General features: G+C 44.2%; 16 protein-coding genes. 1 reads left to right on the top strand and 15 read right to left on the bottom strand.

Translation table 11 applies throughout. The features are described 5' to 3' along the window. Positions 1–50 precede the first annotated feature (50 nt). The 4 genes from hisS to BUB77_RS13305 all read right to left on the bottom strand — a co-directional run bounded on the left by hisS (position 51) and on the right by BUB77_RS13305 (position 4,131). A complete protein-coding gene (gene hisS, locus BUB77_RS13320; protein WP_242962502.1) occupies positions 51–1,370 on the bottom strand; it encodes a histidine--tRNA ligase in 1,320 nt (439 codons plus the stop codon). Positions 1,371–1,443: 73 nt separating this feature from the next. Further along, a complete protein-coding gene (locus tag BUB77_RS13315; RefSeq protein WP_073276668.1) occupies positions 1,444–2,412 on the bottom strand; it encodes a lipase family protein in 969 nt (322 codons plus the stop codon). Further along, positions 2,405–3,211 carry a hypothetical protein gene (locus BUB77_RS13310; RefSeq protein WP_073276666.1) on the bottom strand — a complete coding sequence of 269 codons (807 nt, stop codon included), beginning with the start codon at positions 3,209–3,211 and terminating at the stop codon, positions 2,405–2,407. The genes BUB77_RS13315 and BUB77_RS13310 overlap by 8 nt, the downstream gene beginning before the upstream one ends. A gap of 65 nt (positions 3,212–3,276) precedes the next feature. Then, positions 3,277–4,131: a pyridoxamine kinase gene (locus BUB77_RS13305; RefSeq protein ID WP_330392571.1), complete on the bottom strand. Its 855-nt coding sequence runs from the start codon at positions 4,129–4,131 to the stop codon at positions 3,277–3,279. A gap of 203 nt (positions 4,132–4,334) precedes the next feature. On the opposite strand from BUB77_RS13305, the gene BUB77_RS13300 reads away from it, so the two are divergent. Beyond that, positions 4,335–6,116: a methyl-accepting chemotaxis protein gene (locus tag BUB77_RS13300; RefSeq protein ID WP_073276662.1), complete on the top strand. Its 1,782-nt coding sequence runs from the start codon at positions 4,335–4,337 to the stop codon at positions 6,114–6,116. A gap of 2 nt (positions 6,117–6,118) precedes the next feature. On the opposite strand, the gene BUB77_RS13295 is transcribed toward BUB77_RS13300, so the two are convergent. The 11 genes from BUB77_RS13295 to BUB77_RS13245 form a co-directional block, all read right to left on the bottom strand. Beyond that, a complete protein-coding gene (locus BUB77_RS13295) occupies positions 6,119–7,069 on the bottom strand; it encodes an NAD(P)H-dependent glycerol-3-phosphate dehydrogenase (protein ID WP_073276660.1) in 951 nt (316 codons plus the stop codon). Positions 7,070–7,983: 914 nt separating this feature from the next. After that, positions 7,984–9,924: a glycoside hydrolase family 3 protein gene (locus BUB77_RS13290; RefSeq protein WP_084124203.1), complete on the bottom strand. Its 1,941-nt coding sequence runs from the start codon at positions 9,922–9,924 to the stop codon at positions 7,984–7,986. Between the two features lie 82 nt (positions 9,925–10,006). Further along, on the bottom strand, positions 10,007–10,630 hold the full coding sequence (locus BUB77_RS13285; protein ID WP_073276705.1) for a cysteine peptidase family C39 domain-containing protein: 624 nt from the start codon (positions 10,628–10,630) through the stop codon (positions 10,007–10,009). 100 nt (positions 10,631–10,730) lie between these two features. After that, a complete protein-coding gene (locus BUB77_RS13280; protein ID WP_073276658.1) occupies positions 10,731–11,603 on the bottom strand; it encodes an ABC transporter permease in 873 nt (290 codons plus the stop codon). A gap of 75 nt (positions 11,604–11,678) precedes the next feature. Next, positions 11,679–12,626, bottom strand: a complete 948-nt coding sequence (locus BUB77_RS13275) for an ABC transporter permease (RefSeq protein ID WP_073276656.1) — start codon at positions 12,624–12,626, stop codon at positions 11,679–11,681. Further along, complete coding sequence (locus BUB77_RS13270) at positions 12,619–13,638, bottom strand: ABC transporter ATP-binding protein (RefSeq protein WP_073276654.1); 1,020 nt, start codon at positions 13,636–13,638, stop codon at positions 12,619–12,621. Before BUB77_RS13270 ends, BUB77_RS13275 begins: the two co-directional genes overlap by 8 nt. 160 nt (positions 13,639–13,798) lie before the next feature. Next, positions 13,799–14,773 carry an ABC transporter ATP-binding protein gene (locus tag BUB77_RS13265; RefSeq protein ID WP_073276652.1) on the bottom strand — a complete coding sequence of 325 codons (975 nt, stop codon included), beginning with the start codon at positions 14,771–14,773 and terminating at the stop codon, positions 13,799–13,801. Further along, the gene (locus BUB77_RS13260; protein ID WP_073276650.1) at positions 14,770–16,434 is read right to left on the bottom strand and encodes an ABC transporter substrate-binding protein; all 1,665 of its coding nucleotides are present in this window, start codon (positions 16,432–16,434) and stop codon (positions 14,770–14,772) included. Before BUB77_RS13260 ends, BUB77_RS13265 begins: the two co-directional genes overlap by 4 nt. A gap of 164 nt (positions 16,435–16,598) precedes the next feature. Continuing rightward, positions 16,599–17,258, bottom strand: a complete 660-nt coding sequence (locus BUB77_RS13255) for a potassium channel family protein (protein ID WP_073276649.1) — start codon at positions 17,256–17,258, stop codon at positions 16,599–16,601. Between the two features lie 15 nt (positions 17,259–17,273). Beyond that, the gene (locus tag BUB77_RS13250) at positions 17,274–17,933 is read right to left on the bottom strand and encodes a potassium channel family protein (protein ID WP_330392569.1); all 660 of its coding nucleotides are present in this window, start codon (positions 17,931–17,933) and stop codon (positions 17,274–17,276) included. 8 nt (positions 17,934–17,941) lie between these two features. Beyond that, entirely contained in the window at positions 17,942–20,743 is a 2,802-nt protein-coding gene (locus tag BUB77_RS13245) for a cation-translocating P-type ATPase (RefSeq protein ID WP_073276646.1), read from the bottom strand. Positions 20,744–20,768 lie beyond the last annotated feature (25 nt).

Genomic DNA, 20,768 nt, shown 5'->3' with positions numbered 1-20,768 from the left:
CTGAATATAATCTTATTTCAAACCATACTCCGTTTCTGATTATCTGCTGACTATAAGAACTGAATTTCTTCCGACTGCCCATAAATATAAAATCCATCACAGCCCTGTTCCTGCAGCCTGTCTATAAACTTACCGGTCTTTTTCGGTTTCACATACATGGCTGCATTATAAGTCTTACGCAGGCCATTTGCATACTCCATGGCACCAAGAAAATCCTTTTCCTCATAGAGAACTGCAATTTGCTTCTTTCTGTCCGGTATCTGAAAACCAACGTCGGTTAAAATACCAAATATCCGCTCAAAACCAATGGAAAATCCCACTGCGGGAACTGATTCATTCAGGAATTTACCAATGAGGTTATCATACCTTCCGCCTCCTGCAATCGCTCCGCGGAATTTTGTGCTCTCGACCTCAAATACCGTACCGGTATAGTAGCCCTGCCCTCTGATAAGGGTAATGTCATACTCTATATTAAATTCACTGTTTAATGCCTTTACAGAGTCCAGTATAAACCTTATTTCCTTTACACTCTCCTCTTCGGGGCAAAGCTTTTCTGCTTCCTCCAGGGTAAAAGGCTTGGTGGCTAATATTCCGGACAGCTTTTCAATGCTTTCTGCCTGAAATTCCTTTGCACCTAATTCTTCCTTAACGCCATCCAGACCAACCTTATCCAGCTTATCAATGGAAATACAGACGCTGTCCAGTTCCTCTGCCTGAAAGCCTGCCTTTAAAAGAATTGCCTTTAAGAGCTTTCTATTATTAATCTTAACCTTAAAATCACCAACTCCGATGTTCTTAAGGGCCTGAGCTGTGGTAGTGATTAACTCTACCTCCGCTGTCAGGGAGGTGGTTCCGATTATGTCAATATCACATTGATAGAATTCCCTTAAACGGCCTTTCTGAGGGCGTTCCGCGCGGTATACCCTGTCAATCTGGATACATTTGAAGGGGGATAAGAGTTTATCCCTGTTATTGGCATAATATCTGCTGAGAGGAAGTGTCAAATCATAACGAAGGCCCATGTCGCACAGTTCTTTTTCATCCTTTGCTTCCAAGGCCTTTTCTAATTTGTCTCCCCGCTTCAACACCTTAAAAATCAGGTTCAGATTCTCTCCGCCCTCACTTTTATCCAAATTCTCAATATCCTCGATAACCGGCGTCATAATTCTTTGAAAGCCGCAGGATTGGTAAGTCCTTAATATTTCATCCATTAAATAATCTCTCAGGGCTGCTTCCCTGGGTAAATAATCATTGGTGCCTTTCACGGTGGAAATCTTCATTTTAAGTATATCCTTTCTTCCAAGTTTTTTGACCTTTAATAAAAATTTCGATGTATCCCTGCACCTTGGCATATTGCCGTCAAACTGCATTTCATACACCGAAAGATAAAATCCTGTATTCTAGCAAACCTACCCTTTGCCGAGGGTTTTCACAAGGAATACTTTAATGGAATTGAATGGATTTGTCAAGCAGATAGTAGTCCTTTTCGTGGCTCCCCTCAAATATCTGAAAGGCTCCGTAGCGCACGACCTGCTCAACAGCGCAAAAGGAATTCAAGGTCTCACCGCTGGCATTTCTTCCGTCAGGAGGGTATTTTCCGAAATTATCCTTGCTGTTATAGATGCAGATTCCCGTTCCAACAGCTTTATAAGGCCTTAATTTCAAGCATTCCCCAAACAATTCCTGAACAGGCCCCAGGCGCTTGAGCAGCTCCATTTCCTGTAAGGTGAAAGGCAGATGGCAGACGATATCTAAAAATGCTTCATAGCGAAAATAGTCCGGGCGGCTATAATTCTCCGCAAATATTTTATCTCCAGCCCTGGGAGCTCCGAAGGTACAGACTGTAAGCTTATCTCTATATTTTCCCTCCTGGATTTCCGACAGAATGGCTGCCATTATCATTGCTACGGCTCCGCCTTTGCTGTGTCCGGTCAGGATAATTTCCGGATTCTCATATTTCTTTTCCAAGCTGCTATATAGCTCTTCTGCCTTCGGCACCATATCTTCCTGAAGGCTTTGGGCAGCATTTAAAAATCCCTCATGCACATTACCCGGTCCGTAAGGGAAGGGAACCTGTATGGCAAGGAAATTATTTAACCAGTCCAGAATACTCCCCTGAAGGGTATCATTTCCATCCGTACCGCGAAGAGCAATTATAAGCTTATCCTTTGAAATCCCCATTAAACCGGCATGTATGCTTTCAATACCTGCAGTAAAAGTATAGACTTCCTCTGTAAAACCCGCTCTGTGATACCAGTTAAAGGGTACCCCTCCAATCCATTCGTCAATCCTGTAACGGCAGCTTGCCGGCAGTTTACCGTCCTTAATGTGGTATGCCAGTTTGGAGGCAGCTAGCATAGCCATCGCGTTCCTGCTGTCCTGCATCATAACCTCTTTTCCTTCCTTACCCATTTACCTGACTGTTTTCCTTGCATATTCCTGTCAATGTAATGTCTGCCCTGGCTTGTGCTCCATTAAGGTTTTCCGCTGTTCCTGCCAGAATTAAAGTAGTCTGTTGTCCGATGTGTACTGTCAGATGCTTTTCTTCTGCTCCGTTCAGATAAATATCCTTTAAAAAGCTTTTACTGGTAAGCTCTCCGCCAATTACCAGCGTAAGAGAGCACCTGATATATTCTCCGGGATACCCTTTCAGGATAATTTCACATTCCTCCCAATAACAGCTATCAAAGAGGCATAGGTTATCAATGCTTCCCACTCCGTAAAAAGACCCGTTCCAGGACACCGAAGTCTTTATAATATTTTCCTTATGCTCCTTCTTACCGGCAGCCTGAAAGCCCTCCGAATAATCCGGATATATTTCCAATCTATGTAATTCCCCATCTTCCGGTTTTGAGAGTATAAGCCTTAAGGTTCCTCCGTTCACCCATCCAAGAGAGGTAGTTTCCTTATCCTTTAAACCCCTTGCAGACATCTTTTCAAAATAAACCCTTAAATCCTTCTCATTCCCATACTCATAGGCCAGAAGGGTAAAGGAACTCTCGGTTCCTGACAGCTCATAGCATACCGCTGCCGCAAGGTTCTCTTCACAGAAATTTTCCACGTCCTCCCATTCCAGATAAGCAACGGCTTCGGACTGTCCTCTTATACATTCCGGGAAGCAGAACTGTTTCATCCTGAGTTTAAAATTACGGGCCATAATCCAGTCATAATCCGTTTCATTAATAAGAACAATATAGCCTTCCTGTCTCATATATGCCCTTCACCTTTGTTCTTTTCCTACAGTTTATGTAAGAAACCGGCCATCCATACGTGATTTCAGGAATTCCTGTGAACGGAACCTATCCTGGCAAGGTCTACAAGCCCCTGTTCAAAGTTTACACCATATCTGTTATCCGTTTTATCGTCATAGGTCCTTTTAATGGCGCCCGTTGTAAAATCGACCGCCAGCTTTAATGCTTCCTCCATAGACTGGTCATTTAACAGCCCTGAAAGCAGTACACTGGAAAATACATCCCCGGTGCCATGATACATTCCGGGAATTTTTTCTCTAAAGTAATAGCTTACATCCTTCCTGCTGCAGTCATATGCGGCTGCCCCCATCTGCCCTTCCTGTAAATACACTCCGGTAAGGACAATTTTTTTGGCACCGCAGCCGGACAGCCGGGTAAAAAGTCCTTCTATATATTCTGTTGTATAGGGTCCTTCCCTGTAGTCTTCTCCCAAAAGAAGAGCAGCCTCTGTAATGTTCGGCACTATAACATCCGCTTTTTCACAAAGCTTTACCATGCCTTTTGGAAACTCCTCATCAAATGCCGTATAAAGCCTTCCGTTATCTCCCATGACGGGATCGACCAGAATCATGGAATCCTTTTCTTTAAACATATCAAAAATATGAGAAACGATTTCAAGCTGGGAATAGGAACCCAGATAGCCGGTATAAATTGCTTCAAAGGTTAATCCAAGGGATTTCCAATGTTCAGCAATCGGCAGAATATCCTCTGTCAGGTCTTTAAAAGTATATCCTGTAAACCCTCCCGTATGAGTGGAAAGTACAGCCGTTGGTATTATGCTGGTCTCAATTCCTGCCGCCGAAAGGATGGGGAGCGCAACGGTAAGGGAACACCTCCCGAAACAGGATATATCATGTATTGCGGCAACTCTTTTCTGCATTTTCATTTTCCTCCCTTTTGCTTTTTCATTATGACTATATTAAGTCATATCTGGCATGTAATCAATCTCCAGTTTTTCTTTTTTTAACAGTGCCAAATGTTACATATATTGTCGAATTTATTACGATATTGTAATTTTTTAAGAAATGAGGTAGAATTAAATTAAGTACAATTTCTATAATTTACTAATTGGGAGGGTTATATATGAAGCTTAAAGATTTAAAGGTAAGTGTACAAATCACAATATTTTCCACCATTCTGGTACTAGCTACTATCCTGATAGGGGTCATTTCTCTTATTAACCAGCGTGAAACCCTGAATGATAACCTCAGGGTATTAGAAAGCAGCATCCGTTCTGATTATGACAATAATATAAAAGAACAGGTGCAGACCGCTGTTTCCATGCTGAATGAGGTCTATGCCAAATACCAGAATGGCAGCTATACTCTGGATGAGGCTAAAACCATAGGTGCTGATATCTTAAGGAAAATGTCCTATGGCGAGAACGGTTATTTCTGGGCTGACACCTATGATGGTACAAATGTCGTTCTTCTGGGGAATGAAACAGAGGGAACCAACCGCATCGATAAACTGGATGATAAGGGATTTGCCTATATGAAGGCAATTATACAGGCCGGTAAGGATGGGGGCGGATATACCGATTATTGGTTTCCTAAGGCCGGTGAAACGAATGCAAAGCCGAAACGCAGCTACAGCCAGGCCTTTGAGCCCTTTTCCTGGGTAATCGGAACCGGAAATTACACCGACTATATTGATGAAATAATTAAAGCTTCTTCTTTGGAACAAAAGAAAAAGGTGGAAGCCGCTATGCTGTATAACGGTATTATAATTCTTATTACACTTCTGATTTCTCTTATCTCCTGTATATACATAATTGGAAGAATCAACCGGAGCTTTAAATCCATCAGCGGTTATCTGGGACAGCTCGCCAAAGGCGATTTCAGTATTGCTCTGCCTGCCGGGCTGCGCCATCGAAAAGATGATTTCGGGCTTCTGGCTGCGGACATGGAGCACATGAAAAGTTCTGTGGGCACCCTTATAAACAATACGAAAAAGGAAGCAGATGCAATCATTTCTGCCGTAGCACTGACCAATGAAAATATGAAAGCCCTTAACAGCAATATAATTGAGGTTTCAGCAACGACACAGGAACTGGCCGCAGGCATGGAGGAAACTGCCGCCTCCTCCGAGGAGCTCAATGCAACCTCAATCGAAATTGAAACTGCTGTCAGAAGTATAGCGGAAAAATCCCAGGAGGGCAGCCAGAAGGTCATTGAAATCAGCAAACGGGCTGCCGGTACAAAAGAAACTGCCCAATCTTCCCAGCAGAAGATTCAGCAGATTTCAACGGAAATCAGCGAACACTTAAAAACCGCCGTGGAGCAGGCTAAAATCGTGGAGCAAATTGATATACTGTCCCATTCCATCATGAATATAACCTCCCAGACCAATTTATTGGCATTAAATGCCGCCATAGAAGCTGCCAGGGCTGGGGAAGCCGGAAAGGGCTTTTCCGTTGTGGCAGATGAAATCCGAAATCTGGCGGAACAGTCCACCTCTATGGTGGAACAAATACAGGGCATAACCTCCAAGGTAACGGCCGCTGTTAATTATTTAGCTTCTAGTGCCGGTGAGCTTCTGGATTTCGTTTCCGATGACATTAACAGCAGCTTGGACAACTTCCTCCTGATAGCCCGGGATTACAATGAAGATTCCGTTTATATGGACAGCCTGATAACTGATTTTAGTGCTACCGCAGAGGAACTTCTGGCTTCCATCCAAAATATATTGGTAACGGTAAACCATGTCTCCCTGGCTGCCGCTGAGGGAGCCTCCGGAACCGGTGATATTGCGGTAAGGATAGGTGAAGTCAATACAAAATCAGGAGAAGTTGAGCAGCTCATAACCTCAGCAGATACAAGCTGCCTGTCTCTTAAGGCAGAAATCAGCCATTTTACAATTTAGTACTAAAATTCATTTTTTAAATTTCTGGCAAATAGCTGTTCGAGTATGGTTTTAATGTCTTTATTCTGGTATAGTATTTCAAATACGGCCTGGCAGATAGGAAGTTCTACCTGATAGCTTTCAGAAAGCTCCGTCAATGCCCTGACGGTATAATAGCCTTCTGCCAGGTCACCATAGCTCTCACCTTTTACAAAACATTCGCCGAATTTTCTGTTATGGCTGAATTCTGAGAAAACGGTAGCCTGGTAATCGCCCAGATGGCATAATCCGTAAGCAGACAGCTCATTGCCTCCCATTGCCTTAATAAGCCTTGCAATTTCCCTGGTCCCTCTGGACATCAAAGCACCCTTTAGGGTCGTAAGGCCCAAGCCGTCTAACATACCGGCGGCAATACCAATAACATTCTTAGCAGCAGCACCCACTTCGTTTCCTATCAAATCACAGCCATAATAAAACCGAATCAAATCACTGGAAAATTCTCTTACCAGTCTTTCCTTTACCTCATCTTCTTCACTGTCAATAACCATGCAATTAGGTATATTACTTAAATACTCCTGAACGTGGCCGGGACCAAGCCACACAGCCACTTTATTGGAAGGTTCCATGGCTTCCCCTGCAATCTCCGACAGCCTTTTCCCCGTACCAATCTCAATCCCCTTCATACATAAGACAACTGTCTTATTCTGAACCTCTTTTATTTCCTCCATTAAGGGCTTTAATCCCTGAGAATTTACCGATATTACAATAATATCCGAGTTGTTCACAGCCGACAGGTCACTTGTCAGGGTAACCGTTTCCTCCAGGGTTATAAGCCCATTGCTTCTGTTCCTGTAAAACTCCTGCATATGCTTTGAACTGCTTCTGCCATATAAGGTAACCTGATGCCCGATTTTATTCAAATACCAGGTAATAAAAGAACCCCATCTGCCGCAGCCAATAACGGTAATATTCATATTGCTACCTCTCTCTTCTTTCTACTCTGTAATCCATTTAAAAGTGTTTTCATATCGTCATAAATGCTTTCTTCTAAATATTGACGTAAAAAGAGCCGATTAACCTTAAACATACTAGTTTAAGAATCGGCTCTGGGGATGATGAATTCATTAATTTATTAACTAACATGATAGTACCATACTTATTTGTAAAAATCAAGCACTTTTTGAAACTTACTGAGGATTGTAATAACGAGAGAAAAGGGGGGATTGGGAACGGACGATGATTTTGGCTTACCTTTCGTAATTTTCTCGTTCGGGGTTCCGAATTCCACTAAAATGCCAGCAGCTGTTCCTGGCAGGTGAAATTATACCAAACTCGCTGGAAGGTTGTTTTTGTGTGGTGCTGTGAGCTCAGACAGTGGTATAATTTTACCTAGGAACAGCTGCTGCCATTTAAGTGTCATTAGGGAACGCCTCAATAGAAAATCACGAAAGGTAAGCCAAAATCATCTGGGGTTGGCAATAAACCCTTGGACATTTGTTTTTTTGTTTTGGTTTTATAAAATTTGAGCACCGCAAACTCATAAGAATAAATAATGGATATACACAGATGACCAAGGGGGTTGTTTTGGAGTTTTGTCTCAAGAGGTCCCTTATGACACTTAAGCGGCAGGAAACGTGACTAGGTAAAGCAGTGCCACTGTTTGAGCTTAATAGCTAACACAGCCAATTTTTTACAGCGAGTTTGGCACTGATTTGCCTGCCAGTCACGTTTTCTGCCGTTTTAGTGGAATATGGGTTCTCGCGTAACAAAAGTTCAAAACAACCCCCTTGGTCATCGTCCGCTTCCATAAACTTCCTTCATGCGTTTGTTTTAAATACTGACCCCAAAAATTATTTTTGGTTCATAAAATTGAATTTACCCATAAATATTATTTCTTACTTTTATAGGTCAACCCATACCCCAGTGGATAAAGATACTCCGCATCCTTTTTCCCAATGTCTTTTATACTCTTATAATACGGCATCGAAAGCTTTCCTGTAAAGTTGGTCTCTCCCGTTAATACGGAGGCTATTCCATCCCCCTGGGTACCGGGAAGGTAGCACATTACAATGCTGTCCCAATTTTTCACATGATTGGATATGAGTACATTCCTGCCGGCTACTATTAGAGCAACTGTGGGCTTTCCAAGGCTCTTTGCAAATTTGATTGACTCTTTATTTTCTTCTAAGCCCTTTACACCGGTTATGGACAAATCCCTTGTATCTCCCTCATATTCTGCATAAGGTATCTCTCCTATTGCAAGTATTACAACATCTGCTTCTCCTGCTTTGTCTTTATCCGTAATAATATTCAGGTCATACTGCTCGGCATATTCCTCCAGGCCCTCCAATATGGTTGTCCCTTCTGCTGCCTTCTTGCCATCCTTATCAGAAAGGCCCTGCCAGGTACTCATCCAGCCGCCGCACTGTACTCCCATGTCATCCGCTGCCGGGCCTGTAACGAAAATCGTAGTGCCCTGTTTTAAGGGAAGTATATTTTTTTTATTCTTTAAAAGAACAAGGGATTTCTCCACCAGCTGCTTTGCCAGGCCTTTGTATTCATCACTTCCAAGCTCCGTCACCTGATGGTTAAGCTTTTCCATATAAGGGTCTTCAAATAAGCCCATCTCAAACTTCACCCTTAATATCCTCTTTACCGCGTCATCAATTCTTGCCATGGCAACGGTTCCCTTGTTTACGTTTGCTACAATGCCATCTATTGCTTTCGCATAATCATAAGGTTCCATGAGCATATCCACACCTGCATTAACGGCAAAGGCAATTTTCTCCTCAAAGGAATCCCCTTCTAAATCCTTTACCGCTTCCCAGTCTGATACGACAAAGCCTTTAAAGCCTAATTCTCCCTTTAAAACATCCGAAAGCAGGTATTTATTCTCATGCATACTGGTTCCCTGATAGGAGCTGAAGGAAGCCATAACGGTTTTTACTCCGCTCTTGACCAATTGTTTATAGGGAGCCAGATGAATCTTAAAAAGCTTACTTTTTGAAATATCCGTATCCCCCCGGTCCAGGATACCATTGATAATCCCGCTTCCGTAGGAAGTTCCCCCATCGGCTACGTAATGCTTTGCGGTTCCTGCCACCCCATGCTCCTGCAAACCTCTCAGATAAGCAGAAGACAGAGTTGAAACTATCTTCGGGTCAGAGGATAAGCTTTCATAGGTTCTTCCCCATCTGGGGTCCTGACCCACAGCCACACAGGGAGCAAAATTCCAAAGAGTGCCTGTAAGCTTCATCTCCTCCGCAACAGCAGCTCCCATCTGGTACATCAGATCCGCATCATTGGCAGCTCCCAGGCCGATATTATGAGGATACACCACAGCACCCTTTATGAGATTCTGCCCGTGTACTGCGTCTACACCGTATAAAAGCGGTATGCCCAGTCTTGATTTCATAGCCGCTGCCTGAATATTATGTATCATGCTGTTCCAATCTGACAATGTATTTTTACCGGGATAGGATCCGCCGCCGCTGAGGACGGAACCAAGGGCAAGCTTTGTTACTTCACTTTCCTTCACGGTGTTCCTTTCGGCTTGCAGCATCTGCCCGGCCTTTTCCTCTAAGGTCATCTGGCTCAATAATATCTCAACTCTGACTTCTATGGATTTCGTAGTATCCAGATAGCCCCTGTCAATAGAATCCGCTTTCGTGGGTTCCGCCGCCTTGGTTGTTGCCGAAGGTCCTTCCTCCGTAATATGCTTTGCTTCCTGCTTCCTGGTTTCCTTATTTTGAAAGCCGGTACAGCCTGTCAACAGACATATAAAAGCTAAACAGAATAAAGCTGCCCCACTTATCTTGCTCTTCCCCATATTCTTCTCCTATCCTGATACTTACAACCATTATAGTAAAAAGAATCTGTCATTTCAAGTAGGCAGCCCTATGAATATACCTTTATATAAAATATTCAATGGATTTCTCCGGTGTTATTCTGGATTTTGCATTATATAAAAGCATGGCTTCCCTGTTTGAGATATTGCCAAATGCATAAGTCCTTGTACTTTCCTCATTAAAAATATCCATCCTGACCTTACGGTTCATCCTTCTGGGTTCATTATTTACCTTTATAATATTTACGCCGTCCACAGAACTGTCGTAATCATAGGGATCAAACAGGCAGACATACTCTTCCTCTATCCCGGTCAGCAGAACATAATGCTGATAGCCTTCCAGCCAGCATCTTATAATTACAGTTCCGCCCTGCTGCAGGCAGCCGATAATCCTGCTGTTCTGCTTTATCCATACCAGCTCATTCAGGAGCATTTCCGTATAGATTGGAAAATGCTTGGTCTCACCGAATTGGTTGAACCATTTGGATAAATACATCATTGCCATTCTTGAGGTACCGCTCTTACCGGATTCTCCTTCGCTGTTATATTCGTCCAAGGTGTATAAGGAGATTGCCTTTAATATGTCCGGCACAATTTCTTCCCGCTCAAAGAGATATCTCATAGCATTTAAGAGCGTGGTCGGTCCGCAGTCATATTCCGATGTCTGATAACTCAATACATTTTTCATGTTAACCCCTTTCACGGATGTCGATTCATATTTGATATTCCTTGAATTCCCGGTGAAAAAATTGCCGCAGCTGCAACCAGACACGGCATTTGTTTCTTTATTATTTACTGGAAGGATCAAATGCATCCCTTAACGCATCCCCAATAAAATTAATACTGATGACCAGAAGGATTATCACAATGCCGGGGGGCAGCCAGAGCCAGGGTTTGGAGGTTAGAATGGATAAGGACTGGGCACCGTTCAGCATATTTCCAAGACTTGCCTGGGGCGGCTGGATACCCATTCCTAAAAAGCTCAGGGCAGCTTCGTCCAGCATGGAGATAGCAATGACGGAAGTTGCATACACCAGTATGGGTGCTATGGTATTGGGAAGTATTTCTGAAAACAGTATATACCTCTTTGGCATTCCTGCTACTATATCGGCCTGAATATAGGGCTTTTCTCTGATGGAAAGCACATTGCCCCTTACAAGCCTTGCTACTCCCGGCCAGTCTACAAAGCCAAGGATTAATATAATCGTATTAAGACCCGGCTTAAAGATTGCTGCTGCCACAAGCACCAGCAATATGTAGGGAAATGACATGACCATGTCCGTAAACCGCATTATAATCATATCCAGCACTCCGCCAAAATACCCGGACAGCAGGCCAAGTATTACTCCTATTACTGTTGAGACCAAGGTTGCCGCCACTCCTACAAAGAGTGATATTCTCAAACCGTATAACAGCCTGCTCAGAACGTCCCTTCCGACCTGGTCCGTTCCAAGAAGAAAGGATTTTGTCGGCGGTGCGCCAAAATCGCCCACTACCTTATTGGGGCCAAAAGGGGCAATCAATGGTGCGAGCACAGCACAAACTACGGCAATGACAACAAACACCAATCCTGCTGCCGCAAGCCTGTGTCTGAAAAACCGTTTTAATACCCTTCCGCGAATGGCCTTTTTGCCACTGTTATCTGTCTTTTTATTCTTCATCCTGTTCCTCTTTCATACAGAGATTTATTCTGCTTAATGCTTCCTTTTAAACCACTTAATTCTGCTATCCCGCTGCTATTTATACTGAATCGTCGGGTCCGCAATGGCATAGAGGATATCTGTAAGGAGATTAGCCGCCAGAACCACAAGGGCCGATATCAGGCACACTCCCATAATCACAGGGTAGTCCCTGTTTATAATTGCGCTCATGGTCATAAGTCCAAGACCCGGCCAGCTAAAGACCTGCTCAATAATAATGGCTCCTCCAAAAAGGATGGGAATTTCCATTCCAAAGACTGTAATAACCGGAAGCAGGGCATTGCGAAGCCCATGCTTGTTAATCACCTTAAAGTTCCCGATTCCCTTGGCCTTTGCAGTCCTAAGATATTCTTTGTCCAGAATTTCCAGCATGGAGCTTCGGATATAACGGATATTATTCCCTGCCATGGAAGAGGCCAGCACAATGACCGGCATAACCATATGCTTTGCCACATCCAGGAAGCCTGCCTTTGTTCCCAGGGTGAACATACCGCTGGAAGGCAGTATTCCAAGCTTGATGGTGAATACATATATAAGCAGCAGTGCCAGAAAGAATCCTGGTACACTGGTTCCCAAAAAGGAAAGGGTCACTACCGTATAATCCCCGGGTGAATACTGCTTGACCGCACTGTAGATACCGGCTGGTATTGCAATAATCATACTGACGATCAGAGAGGTTCCCATCAGCAAAAGGGTGGGACCGATGTAAGTCTTAATCATATCGGCTACCGGCTGGTAATTTTTCATGGAAACTCCGAGATTTCCATGGAGAAGCTGTTTCAGCCACACAAAATATTGGATATATACAGGTTCATTAAGGCCAAGGGCAATCCTCTTAATCTCCACCGCTTCCTGGGATACTCTGGCTCCCTGGAGCATCTGCAGAGGATTTCCCGCAAGGCTCATCAGAAAAAAATCAATTATGGTAATGCCAAACAATACCGGAACAGCAATAAGAAGACGTTTTATAATATACTTAAGCATCCTCAGCCTCCTTTCTTACTGGTTCTTTCATTAGAACAGGGCAGGCTGCAAGATGACTGCTATCCCCGTTAAGGACAAGAAGCTCCGGCTCTGTTCTGCTGCATTCCTCCGTAGCAAAAGGACACCTGGGGTGAAAGCGGCAGCCGGAGGGAATATGGTTCAAAGAAGGAATCTCTCCCTTTAATACAAGCCTTTCCCTGTCTCTTGCTTCAGGATCCGGCACCGGCGCAGCACTTATGAGGGCTTTCGTATAGGGATGCACAGGGTTTTTAAAGAGCTCACCGGCCTCTGCTATCTCTACAATCTTTCCTAAATACATTACCGCTATCCTGTTGCTTACATACTTTACCGCATCCAGGCCGTGACCTATGAAAAGATAGGTAAGCTTAAGCTCCTTCTGCAGTTCCTTCAGGAGGTTAAGTACCTGTGCCTGAATGGATACATCCAGCGCGCTTACCGGTTCATCACATAGAATTATGCTGGGCTTGAGGGACAGTGCTCTTGCGATACCAATTCTCTGCCTTTGTCCGCCTGAGAATTCCAACGGATATTTATACAGGGCATTCCCCGGCAGTCCGACCATATCCATAAGCTCACGCAGTCTGCCGTCAAGCTCTGACCTGCTTATCAGCCCGTGATACAGCATGGGAGCCGCAAGGATATCCCTTACGCTTTTTCTTGGATTCAAGGAAGAATAGGGATCCTGAAAGACCATCTGTATTTCTCTGCGAAGACTCTTTGTAAGCCTGTTCCTGTCAGAAGCAATATCCATCCCTCTATAGTATATTTCGCCCTCCGTAGGCTTTTCCAGCGCTGCCAGCTGCTTGCCTATGGTGGATTTTCCGCAGCCGGATTCCCCCACTAATCCAAGAGTCTCTCCTCCATATATTGAAAAGTCAACCCCATCCACAGCCTTGATTACATCTACCGTGTGAGGAATGATTCCTCCCCGGACAGCATAATGCTTTTTTAAGTGGGTTACCTTCATAAGGGGCTGTTCCTGTAATTCCATTGATATGTTCCTCCTGTCCGCCTGACAAGTTCAAATAGACCTCAATCCGGGCATACCGCAGTCCTGCCTGCGGCGCTGCCCGGATCTGGGTGATAAGTACTTATTTTAAATAGTATAAATAATAAGATAATCTATTATGCGTGAAAAATCCAGTCGAAAATTATAATTTTTCATATTTCCAGCATCGGATGGAATGAGCCATCTCATCCTCTGCCTGCCTTAGCTTCTGGGGAAGACTGCAAGCCTCCTCAGCAAAGGCACAACGGTTGGCAAAACGGCAGCCCCTGATACGGTCATAGTCCTCCGGAACGGAGCCTTCTATAGGAACCAGCTTCTCCTCTTCCTCTTTCCTGACACCGGGAATGGAACGGAGCAGTGCTTTGGTATAAGGATGCCCCGGGTTATGAAAGAGCACTTTCACAGGTGCCTCCTCCACCACCTCACCGGCATACATTACCAATACCCTGTCCGCCATTTCAGCGACCACACCCATATCATGGGTTATCAGAATAACAGACATGGCAAGCTCCTTATTCAGGCTTTTTAACAGCTCCATTATCTGGGCCTGTATCGTTACATCAAGGGCGGTCGTAGGCTCATCCGCTATTAAGAGCTTCGGCTCTCCGGCAAGAGCCATGGCAATCATGACTCTCTGCCTCATTCCACCCGATAAAGTATGGGGATATTTCTGAAGCAGTGCTTCGGTATCCGATAACCCCACCTTACCGAGGAGATATTTTGCCTTTTCCTCCGCTTCCTTTTTCGATGATTTTGAATGGCTTTGAATGGCTTCCAGCATCTGGTTCCCTATGGTAAAGACAGGATTCAGGCTGGTAAGGGCATCCTGAAATATCATGGTTATTTTACTTCCCCTGATGTTATCAAGCTCTTTCTCCTTTTTTCCGAAAAGCTCTTCCCCGTCAAAAAGGATACTTCCTTTGTCAACCCTTCCGTTCTTTCCAAGAAGCCCCATAAGGGAAAGGGTCGTTATGCTTTTACCGGAGCCTGACTCTCCTACAATGCAGAGAATCTCACCCTTATCAACGTGAAAGCTGACATCAGAGGCACCGGTAAAGACTTCCTTTCCACTGCGAAAGCTTACTTCCAAGTTCTTTACTTCCAATAAATGTGTCATTCTGTCACATCCCATTCATTTACGTTAATAAAGGAGCCGTATACATCCGGTGTTGCATTTACCAATCTCTTATTTACAGCACCCATGGCACTGATTACATAGGCTGAAATCATTGGCACATCCTGCTGTACGGCACTGTCAATGGTCAGGTATTGCTTTTTGATCTCGCCTGCATCGCTGGTCTTCTGTGTTGCTGCCAAAGCATCCGTTATCTTGCTGTTGGCATAGCCGGTCCATCCGTCTGCTGATAACAGCCAGTTAACGTCTGGATAAGGGTCCACCGGCGCATAGGTATACTGTACTGCCATAAGGTCAAAATCCTTGCTTCCGGCCTTGGACATCAGGGTTGCTAAATCTACCGTATTTACCTGAAGCTTGATGCCGATATCCGCAAGACTTGCCGTAATATAATCCGCTGCCTGGGTAAAGGTGGTATCACCGCTGTTAACATAGAACTGCAAAGGCTTGGAGGAATCCCAGCCAGCACTTACTGCTTCCTTCACCAGTTCCTTTGCCTTATCCGGGTCATAGGCCGTAGGTGTCAGGGATGCATCGTAAAAGGGACTGGCACTGGATAAAAAGCCGTCAACTACTTCTCCCTTGCCGTTCATAAAACCGCTTACAAGCTTATTTCTGTCAATACCATAGAGTATTGCCTGGCGGATACGGACATCTGTTACAGCGGTTGTATTAAAGAATATGGACTGGTTGGTAACCGGAGCTCCGTAATTTACCGTTACATTGGATAAGCCTTCCACGCCCTTATAATCCTCTTGCAGAATACCGCCTGTTGTCTGCTGTACAAAATCAATCTCACCGGACTGAAGCCCTGTTAAGAGCTGTGCGGCGGTTACAATCTTAATATTGAGCTTATTGATTTTAGGTGCACCCTTAAAGTACTTATCATTGGCTTCATAGGATACATAATGCTGTAAATCCACATTTGCAATTTTGTAGGGGCCGTTTACAACCGTAGGTGCATTGAACCAGCTGTAGGAAGCCAGCTGGTCCTCCGGTACATCCTTTAATATGTGTTTCGGAACCGTAAGAATATATCTTCCATAGGTATTTTCAAAGGTCGTAAGTGCCATGTCATATTTGGTGGTGAACTGAACGGTTTTGTCATCAATTGCCTTTACGCCCTTAATTTCGGTAGCGCCTTCCTTTACAAAGCCATCGTCCCCTACTCCCTCAAAGGCATAGAGTGCCATACTGGCATTGGCAAGTTTAGGGCTTGCAAGCTTTAATACCGTATAAACCACATCATCGGCCGTAACCGGTGTTCCATCGGACCATACCGCATTCTTATCAATATTTACGGTAAAATTTCTATTATCCTTTGTCGTAATGGAAGATGCTAACATTCCCTGGAATTCCAGCTTGCTGTTAAGCTCTACCAATGGAAGGAATTCAAAGGCTACGGCATACTTTAAGATTTCTGTCGCATCCATAAGAAGGGGATTTACACTGGTCAAGGTATCTGTCATACCGATATTTACAATTTTCTCTTTGTTTCCCGCATCCTTACTGCCCTCTGTTACTCCTGCCTTATTGTTGTTTGTCTTACTGTTGTCTGTCTTGCTGCCGCAGGCTGTCAGAGTAATGATCAGCAGAAAACTTAATAATAATGCCGCCGCTCTTTTGGTTAATCCTCTTTTCATAAAATATCCTCCTGATTAGTATAGTTTATTGTATTCAATAATTCATATATGTTTACTATAAATTAAACTGTACTTGATTTTACTACCAAGGGAAGTTTTTGTCAATCTATAGAATAAAACGGCACAGTTTTTTTTAAGCCACTGTGCCGTATTTTTCCAAAATATTAATCGAAAATCTCATTTAATACTTTCCTGCTTGTTTCATCCGTTAAGAAGAGTATATCGTCCTCTGCCTGGATTACAGTGTCGCCCTTTGGTATAATGGTCTTATCCTGCCGGTTTACAGCAATTAAAACCGATTTTTTTGGAATTGGCAGGTCTTTTACCAGTTTATTCACTGCCTTTGCATTCTCTGATACCTTTATCTGAACAATGGCATAATCTCCTCTGCTTAGTTTAAAGAGGGTGAACATGCTCTTTAAATCCATTTCCTCTACTACGAAATGTCCCATCAGGTCAGCCTGGTTTACTCCGACATCCACTCCCATACTGCTGTTATAAAGCCATGCATTCTTAGGATTGTTCACACGTGCGACCACACGGGGCACTCCAAATTCCATCTTCGCAAGAGTTGAGACCACCAGGTTTACCTCATCTGCTCCTGTAACTGCTGCTACTACCTGCGCATCCTCTATCCCTGCTTTTTCCAAAACGACAGGATCGGAACCATTACCAAATATCAATGCCTCAGCGGGAAGTTCTTTTTCCAGCTTTTCAAATACACGGTCCCTGTGCTCTATGACCTTTACCTCATGACCGTTTGACAATAAGAGGTTGGCAAGATAAGAACCTACCTGTCCTCCGCCTATGACTACAATTTTCATCCTTACTCACTCCTTTCAGCCCAGACCAAGCATTGACTTCAGTTTACGAGTTGCATTGCCCATCACTGAAAGGTAAAGAATATCCTCAGATTCCAGTACGGTTCCAAGGGTCGGCATAAAGGTTTTACTGCCACGGCTGATGGAAACCACCTGTATCTCACCGATTGCGCTGATTTCCTTTACCTGATGCCCTACCAAAAGAGCAGGAACCTCAATTCGAACCATATTTACACTGCCATTTCCCATTTCATACACGCTGTCCAGATGGTTGTGGGTAATAAATTCCGTAGCCCTTTCTATTCCCCAGGTAGTAGTGGATATGGTCTGTATTCCAATTCTGTGGTATATTTCTGCTTTTCTTGCATCATAAAGCCTTGCGATTACTCTGGGAACATGATAGATATTCCTTGCAATCCTTGCAATTACAGCATTTGCTTCGTCACTGGCAGTACAGGACACTACGGCATCTACCTTATCAATTTTCGCTTTGCTAAGAACATCCTTGTCAAAACCAATACCTACAACCTTTGTTCCATTAAAATTCTTCCCCAAGCCTTCAAATGCTTCCGGATTCGAATCAATTACGGTAACTGTATGGCCTTTTTTCACCAGGTTCAAGGTCAGTCCCGTACCCATTCGTCCAAGTCCCACTACAATAACTTTCATGTCCTTCACCTCTCTATTTATGATTTTTTACGAAGAAAGTATTTCCTTATTTCCTCCACCACCAGAATAATCGGCGGCCAGATGCACAGGAACAGCCAGTCTGTGACATTTAAGGGAGCCGTATGGAATACCTTCTGTAAAGGCGGCAGATAGATCAGTAATATAATCAAAATAACTTCAACTGCAATACCCAGGTTAACGCGCTTATTGGAAAAAATTCCGTTTCTAAATACCGACTGCTTTTCTGTTCTGCAGTTAAACACTGCACCAATCTGACAGAATACGATTGCCGCAAGGCTCATGGCTGTTGCTTTGATATAGACAGGGTCATTTCCTCCTGCCAGGGGTACATTAGGCCATCCATTCTGTATATTCACAAACAGATAAGACAGACCGGAGCCCAGGGAGCCCAATAAACCATACCAAAGAAAAGCTTTCGTAACAAGCTTTCTGTTCAGCAGCGGTTCCTTCAGGTTTCTCGGCGGTTTGTCCATAATTCCCGGTTCCGGTATTTCTGTTCCAAGGCCCAGCGCAGGCAGCATATCTGTTCCAAGGTCAATGGTAAGTATCTGCATTACCGTCAGGGGCAGCGGAATAGCACCTCTTGAAAATAAAAACAGGGCTGATGGTACTGCTTCCGGCATATTGGAGTTTAGAATGTATAACAGGAACTTTCTGATATTGCTGTACACGGCCCTTCCTTCTTCAATAGCATGAACGATGGACGCAAAATTATCATCTGTAAGTATCATATCCGCAGCTTCCTTTGCTACGTCTGTTCCGGCAATACCCATTGCCACACCGATATCCGCCTTTTTGAGGGCAGGGGAGTCATTAACACCGTCTCCGGTCACCGCTACGATCTCACCCATTTCCTGAAGGTTGGTTACTACTCTTAATTTCTGCTCCGGCGCAACTCTGGCAAAGATGATTTCATCCTTTAAATATTCCTTTAAGGTATCATCAGAAAGCTGCTCCAATTCAAGTCCCGATATAACTCTTGGATTCGGTCCTTTTACAATGCCGATACGTTTTGCAATGCTTTCAGCCGTTAATCCATAATCTCCCGTAATCATTATAATACGGATTCCGGCTCTTCTGCACTCTTCCACCGCAGCGGCCACCTCTGGTCTCGGGGGGTCTGCCATAACTACAAGTCCGATAAACACCAAATCCTGCTCAATAATTTCCGGAGTGTAGGCACTCATGGCCTTGGGCAGATTATCCTCTTTACGGAGAAGCCTGTAAGCAACCGCAAGAACTCTGAGGCCTTCCCTTGCGTACCTGTCATTGGCTTCCATAATCCGGCTGCGCATTTCCTCTGTCATTGGCTTGGCCTCACCGTTAATGCGTATCCACTGGCTTAATTTCATAACTTCCTTAGGGGCACCTTTGGTGTAGGCAATACGGTTAGTTCCGTCCAGGGGCTTTTCCAGCTGATGTATTGTTGTCATTCTCTTACGTCTGGATTCAAAGGGAAGCTCCCTCAGTCTTGGCATCTGTGTACATAATTTTCCGACATCAAGGCCTGCTTTTCTTGCCACTACTCCAAGGCATGCCTCTGTAGGGTCACCAAGTACCGTATAGCGTAAATTCTCCTCGCTGGGAGGAAGAAGCCTTGCGTTGCTGCAAAGAGCAGCTGCCGACAGGAGCAGCTTGATATCCGGATTATTATCCGCTGCTATCTTCTTATTATCATCCAGCAGTTCTCCCTTGGGCTCATAACCCACTCCTGTTACCTGGATTTCTTTTTCTGCCAGCCACAAATGGCTTACTGTCATTTCATTCTGGGTCAGGGTACCTGTTTTATCGGTACATATTACAGAAGTACTGCCCAGGGTTTCAACAGAGGAAAGCTTCTTTACCAACGCATTTCTCTTTGACATACGCTGCACTGCCATGGCAAGGGCCAGTGTAACCGTGGGAAGCAGTCCCTCCGGTATAAAGGCTACAATCATACCAAGTGCAAAAATAAAAGATGCGGCTACCTTTTCCTTTACAAAAAAGATTGCGGCAACAAAAAAGAAAATACCAAAGCTGATTGCAATGACGGATATCTGTTTCGTCAGCCTGTCAAGTTCCTTCTGGAGCGGGCTCTCGTCTGCTTCCATGCTCTGTGTAAGGTTCGCTATCTTGCCAAATTCCGTTTTCATTCCGATTTCTGTTACAATAGCCTTACCGTTTCCTTCCGAGACATTCGTTCCGGCAAAGATAAGATTTGGTGTTTCTGCCTTTGTCAGATCCTCACGAAAGATTGGATCGTTTATCTTTCTGACAGGATTTGATTCTCCTGTCAAGGTAGACTGGTTGACCTGTAAATCGCTGCATTCCAGAATTCTTGCATCGGCGGATATTTTATCGCCTTCTTCCAGCAGAATAATATCTCCAATAACCAGATCCTCTGCTAGAATTTTCTGCTCTTCCCCGTCTCTTATGACTCTGGCATAAGAGGGCAGCATATTCTTAAGTGCTTCTGTTGCCTTTCCTGCTCTGTGCTCCTGCATAAAGCTGAACACACCATTAATGATATTGACCAGCCAGATTGCTATGGCCAGCTGGGGCATACCTGCAAAAAAAGCCACGGCACCGCCTATCCATAATAATATGGCCATCAAATGGGTAAAATTCCCCAGGAATATCAGGATGACCGATTTTTTCCTTTTTTCTTCAATCAGGTTCTTGCCCTGTTTTTTCTGGTAATCTATCGCCTGACCGCTTGTAAGTCCTGCCGGCGATGAGCCAAGAAGCTCATATACCTTTTCCGCAGGCAGCTTCGATACATCTGCCTTGCTTTCTTGTGAGTTTGCTGTTTCACTCAATGTAAAAATCCCTCTTTTCAATAGT

The sequence above is a fragment of the Anaerocolumna jejuensis DSM 15929 genome, assembly GCF_900142215.1.
GTDB classification, from domain to species: Bacteria; Bacillota; Clostridia; order Lachnospirales; family Lachnospiraceae; genus Anaerocolumna; species Anaerocolumna jejuensis.
This window is presented reverse-complemented; position numbering and strand designations above follow the sequence as displayed.

Excerpts from the sequence above, each read along its gene's own strand:
- BUB77_RS13270 (WP_073276654.1), bottom strand. The coding sequence starts at position 13,638 with ATGGAATTACAGGAACAGCCCCTTATGAAGGTAACCCACTTAAAAAAG.
- BUB77_RS13265 (WP_073276652.1), bottom strand. The coding sequence starts at position 14,773 with ATGACACATTTATTGGAAGTAAAGAACTTGGAAGTAAGCTTTCGCAGT.
- hisS (WP_242962502.1), bottom strand. The coding sequence starts at position 1,370 with ATGCAGTTTGACGGCAATATGCCAAGGTGCAGGGATACATCGAAATTT.
- BUB77_RS13285 (WP_073276705.1), bottom strand. The coding sequence starts at position 10,630 with ATGAAAAATGTATTGAGTTATCAGACATCGGAATATGACTGCGGACCG.
- BUB77_RS13255 (WP_073276649.1), bottom strand. The coding sequence starts at position 17,258 with ATGAAAATTGTAGTCATAGGCGGAGGACAGGTAGGTTCTTATCTTGCC.
- BUB77_RS13315 (WP_073276668.1), bottom strand. The coding sequence starts at position 2,412 with ATGGGTAAGGAAGGAAAAGAGGTTATGATGCAGGACAGCAGGAACGCG.
- BUB77_RS13290 (WP_084124203.1), bottom strand. The coding sequence starts at position 9,924 with ATGGGGAAGAGCAAGATAAGTGGGGCAGCTTTATTCTGTTTAGCTTTT.
- BUB77_RS13310 (WP_073276666.1), bottom strand. The coding sequence starts at position 3,211 with ATGAGACAGGAAGGCTATATTGTTCTTATTAATGAAACGGATTATGAC.
- BUB77_RS13275 (WP_073276656.1), bottom strand. The coding sequence starts at position 12,626 with ATGCTTAAGTATATTATAAAACGTCTTCTTATTGCTGTTCCGGTATTG.
- BUB77_RS13295 (WP_073276660.1), bottom strand. The coding sequence starts at position 7,069 with ATGAATATTACCGTTATTGGCTGCGGCAGATGGGGTTCTTTTATTACC.
- BUB77_RS13300 (WP_073276662.1), top strand. The coding sequence starts at position 4,335 with ATGAAGCTTAAAGATTTAAAGGTAAGTGTACAAATCACAATATTTTCC.
- BUB77_RS13260 (WP_073276650.1), bottom strand. The coding sequence starts at position 16,434 with ATGAAAAGAGGATTAACCAAAAGAGCGGCGGCATTATTATTAAGTTTT.
- BUB77_RS13305 (WP_330392571.1), bottom strand. The coding sequence starts at position 4,131 with ATGCAGAAAAGAGTTGCCGCAATACATGATATATCCTGTTTCGGGAGG.
- BUB77_RS13280 (WP_073276658.1), bottom strand. The coding sequence starts at position 11,603 with ATGAAGAATAAAAAGACAGATAACAGTGGCAAAAAGGCCATTCGCGGA.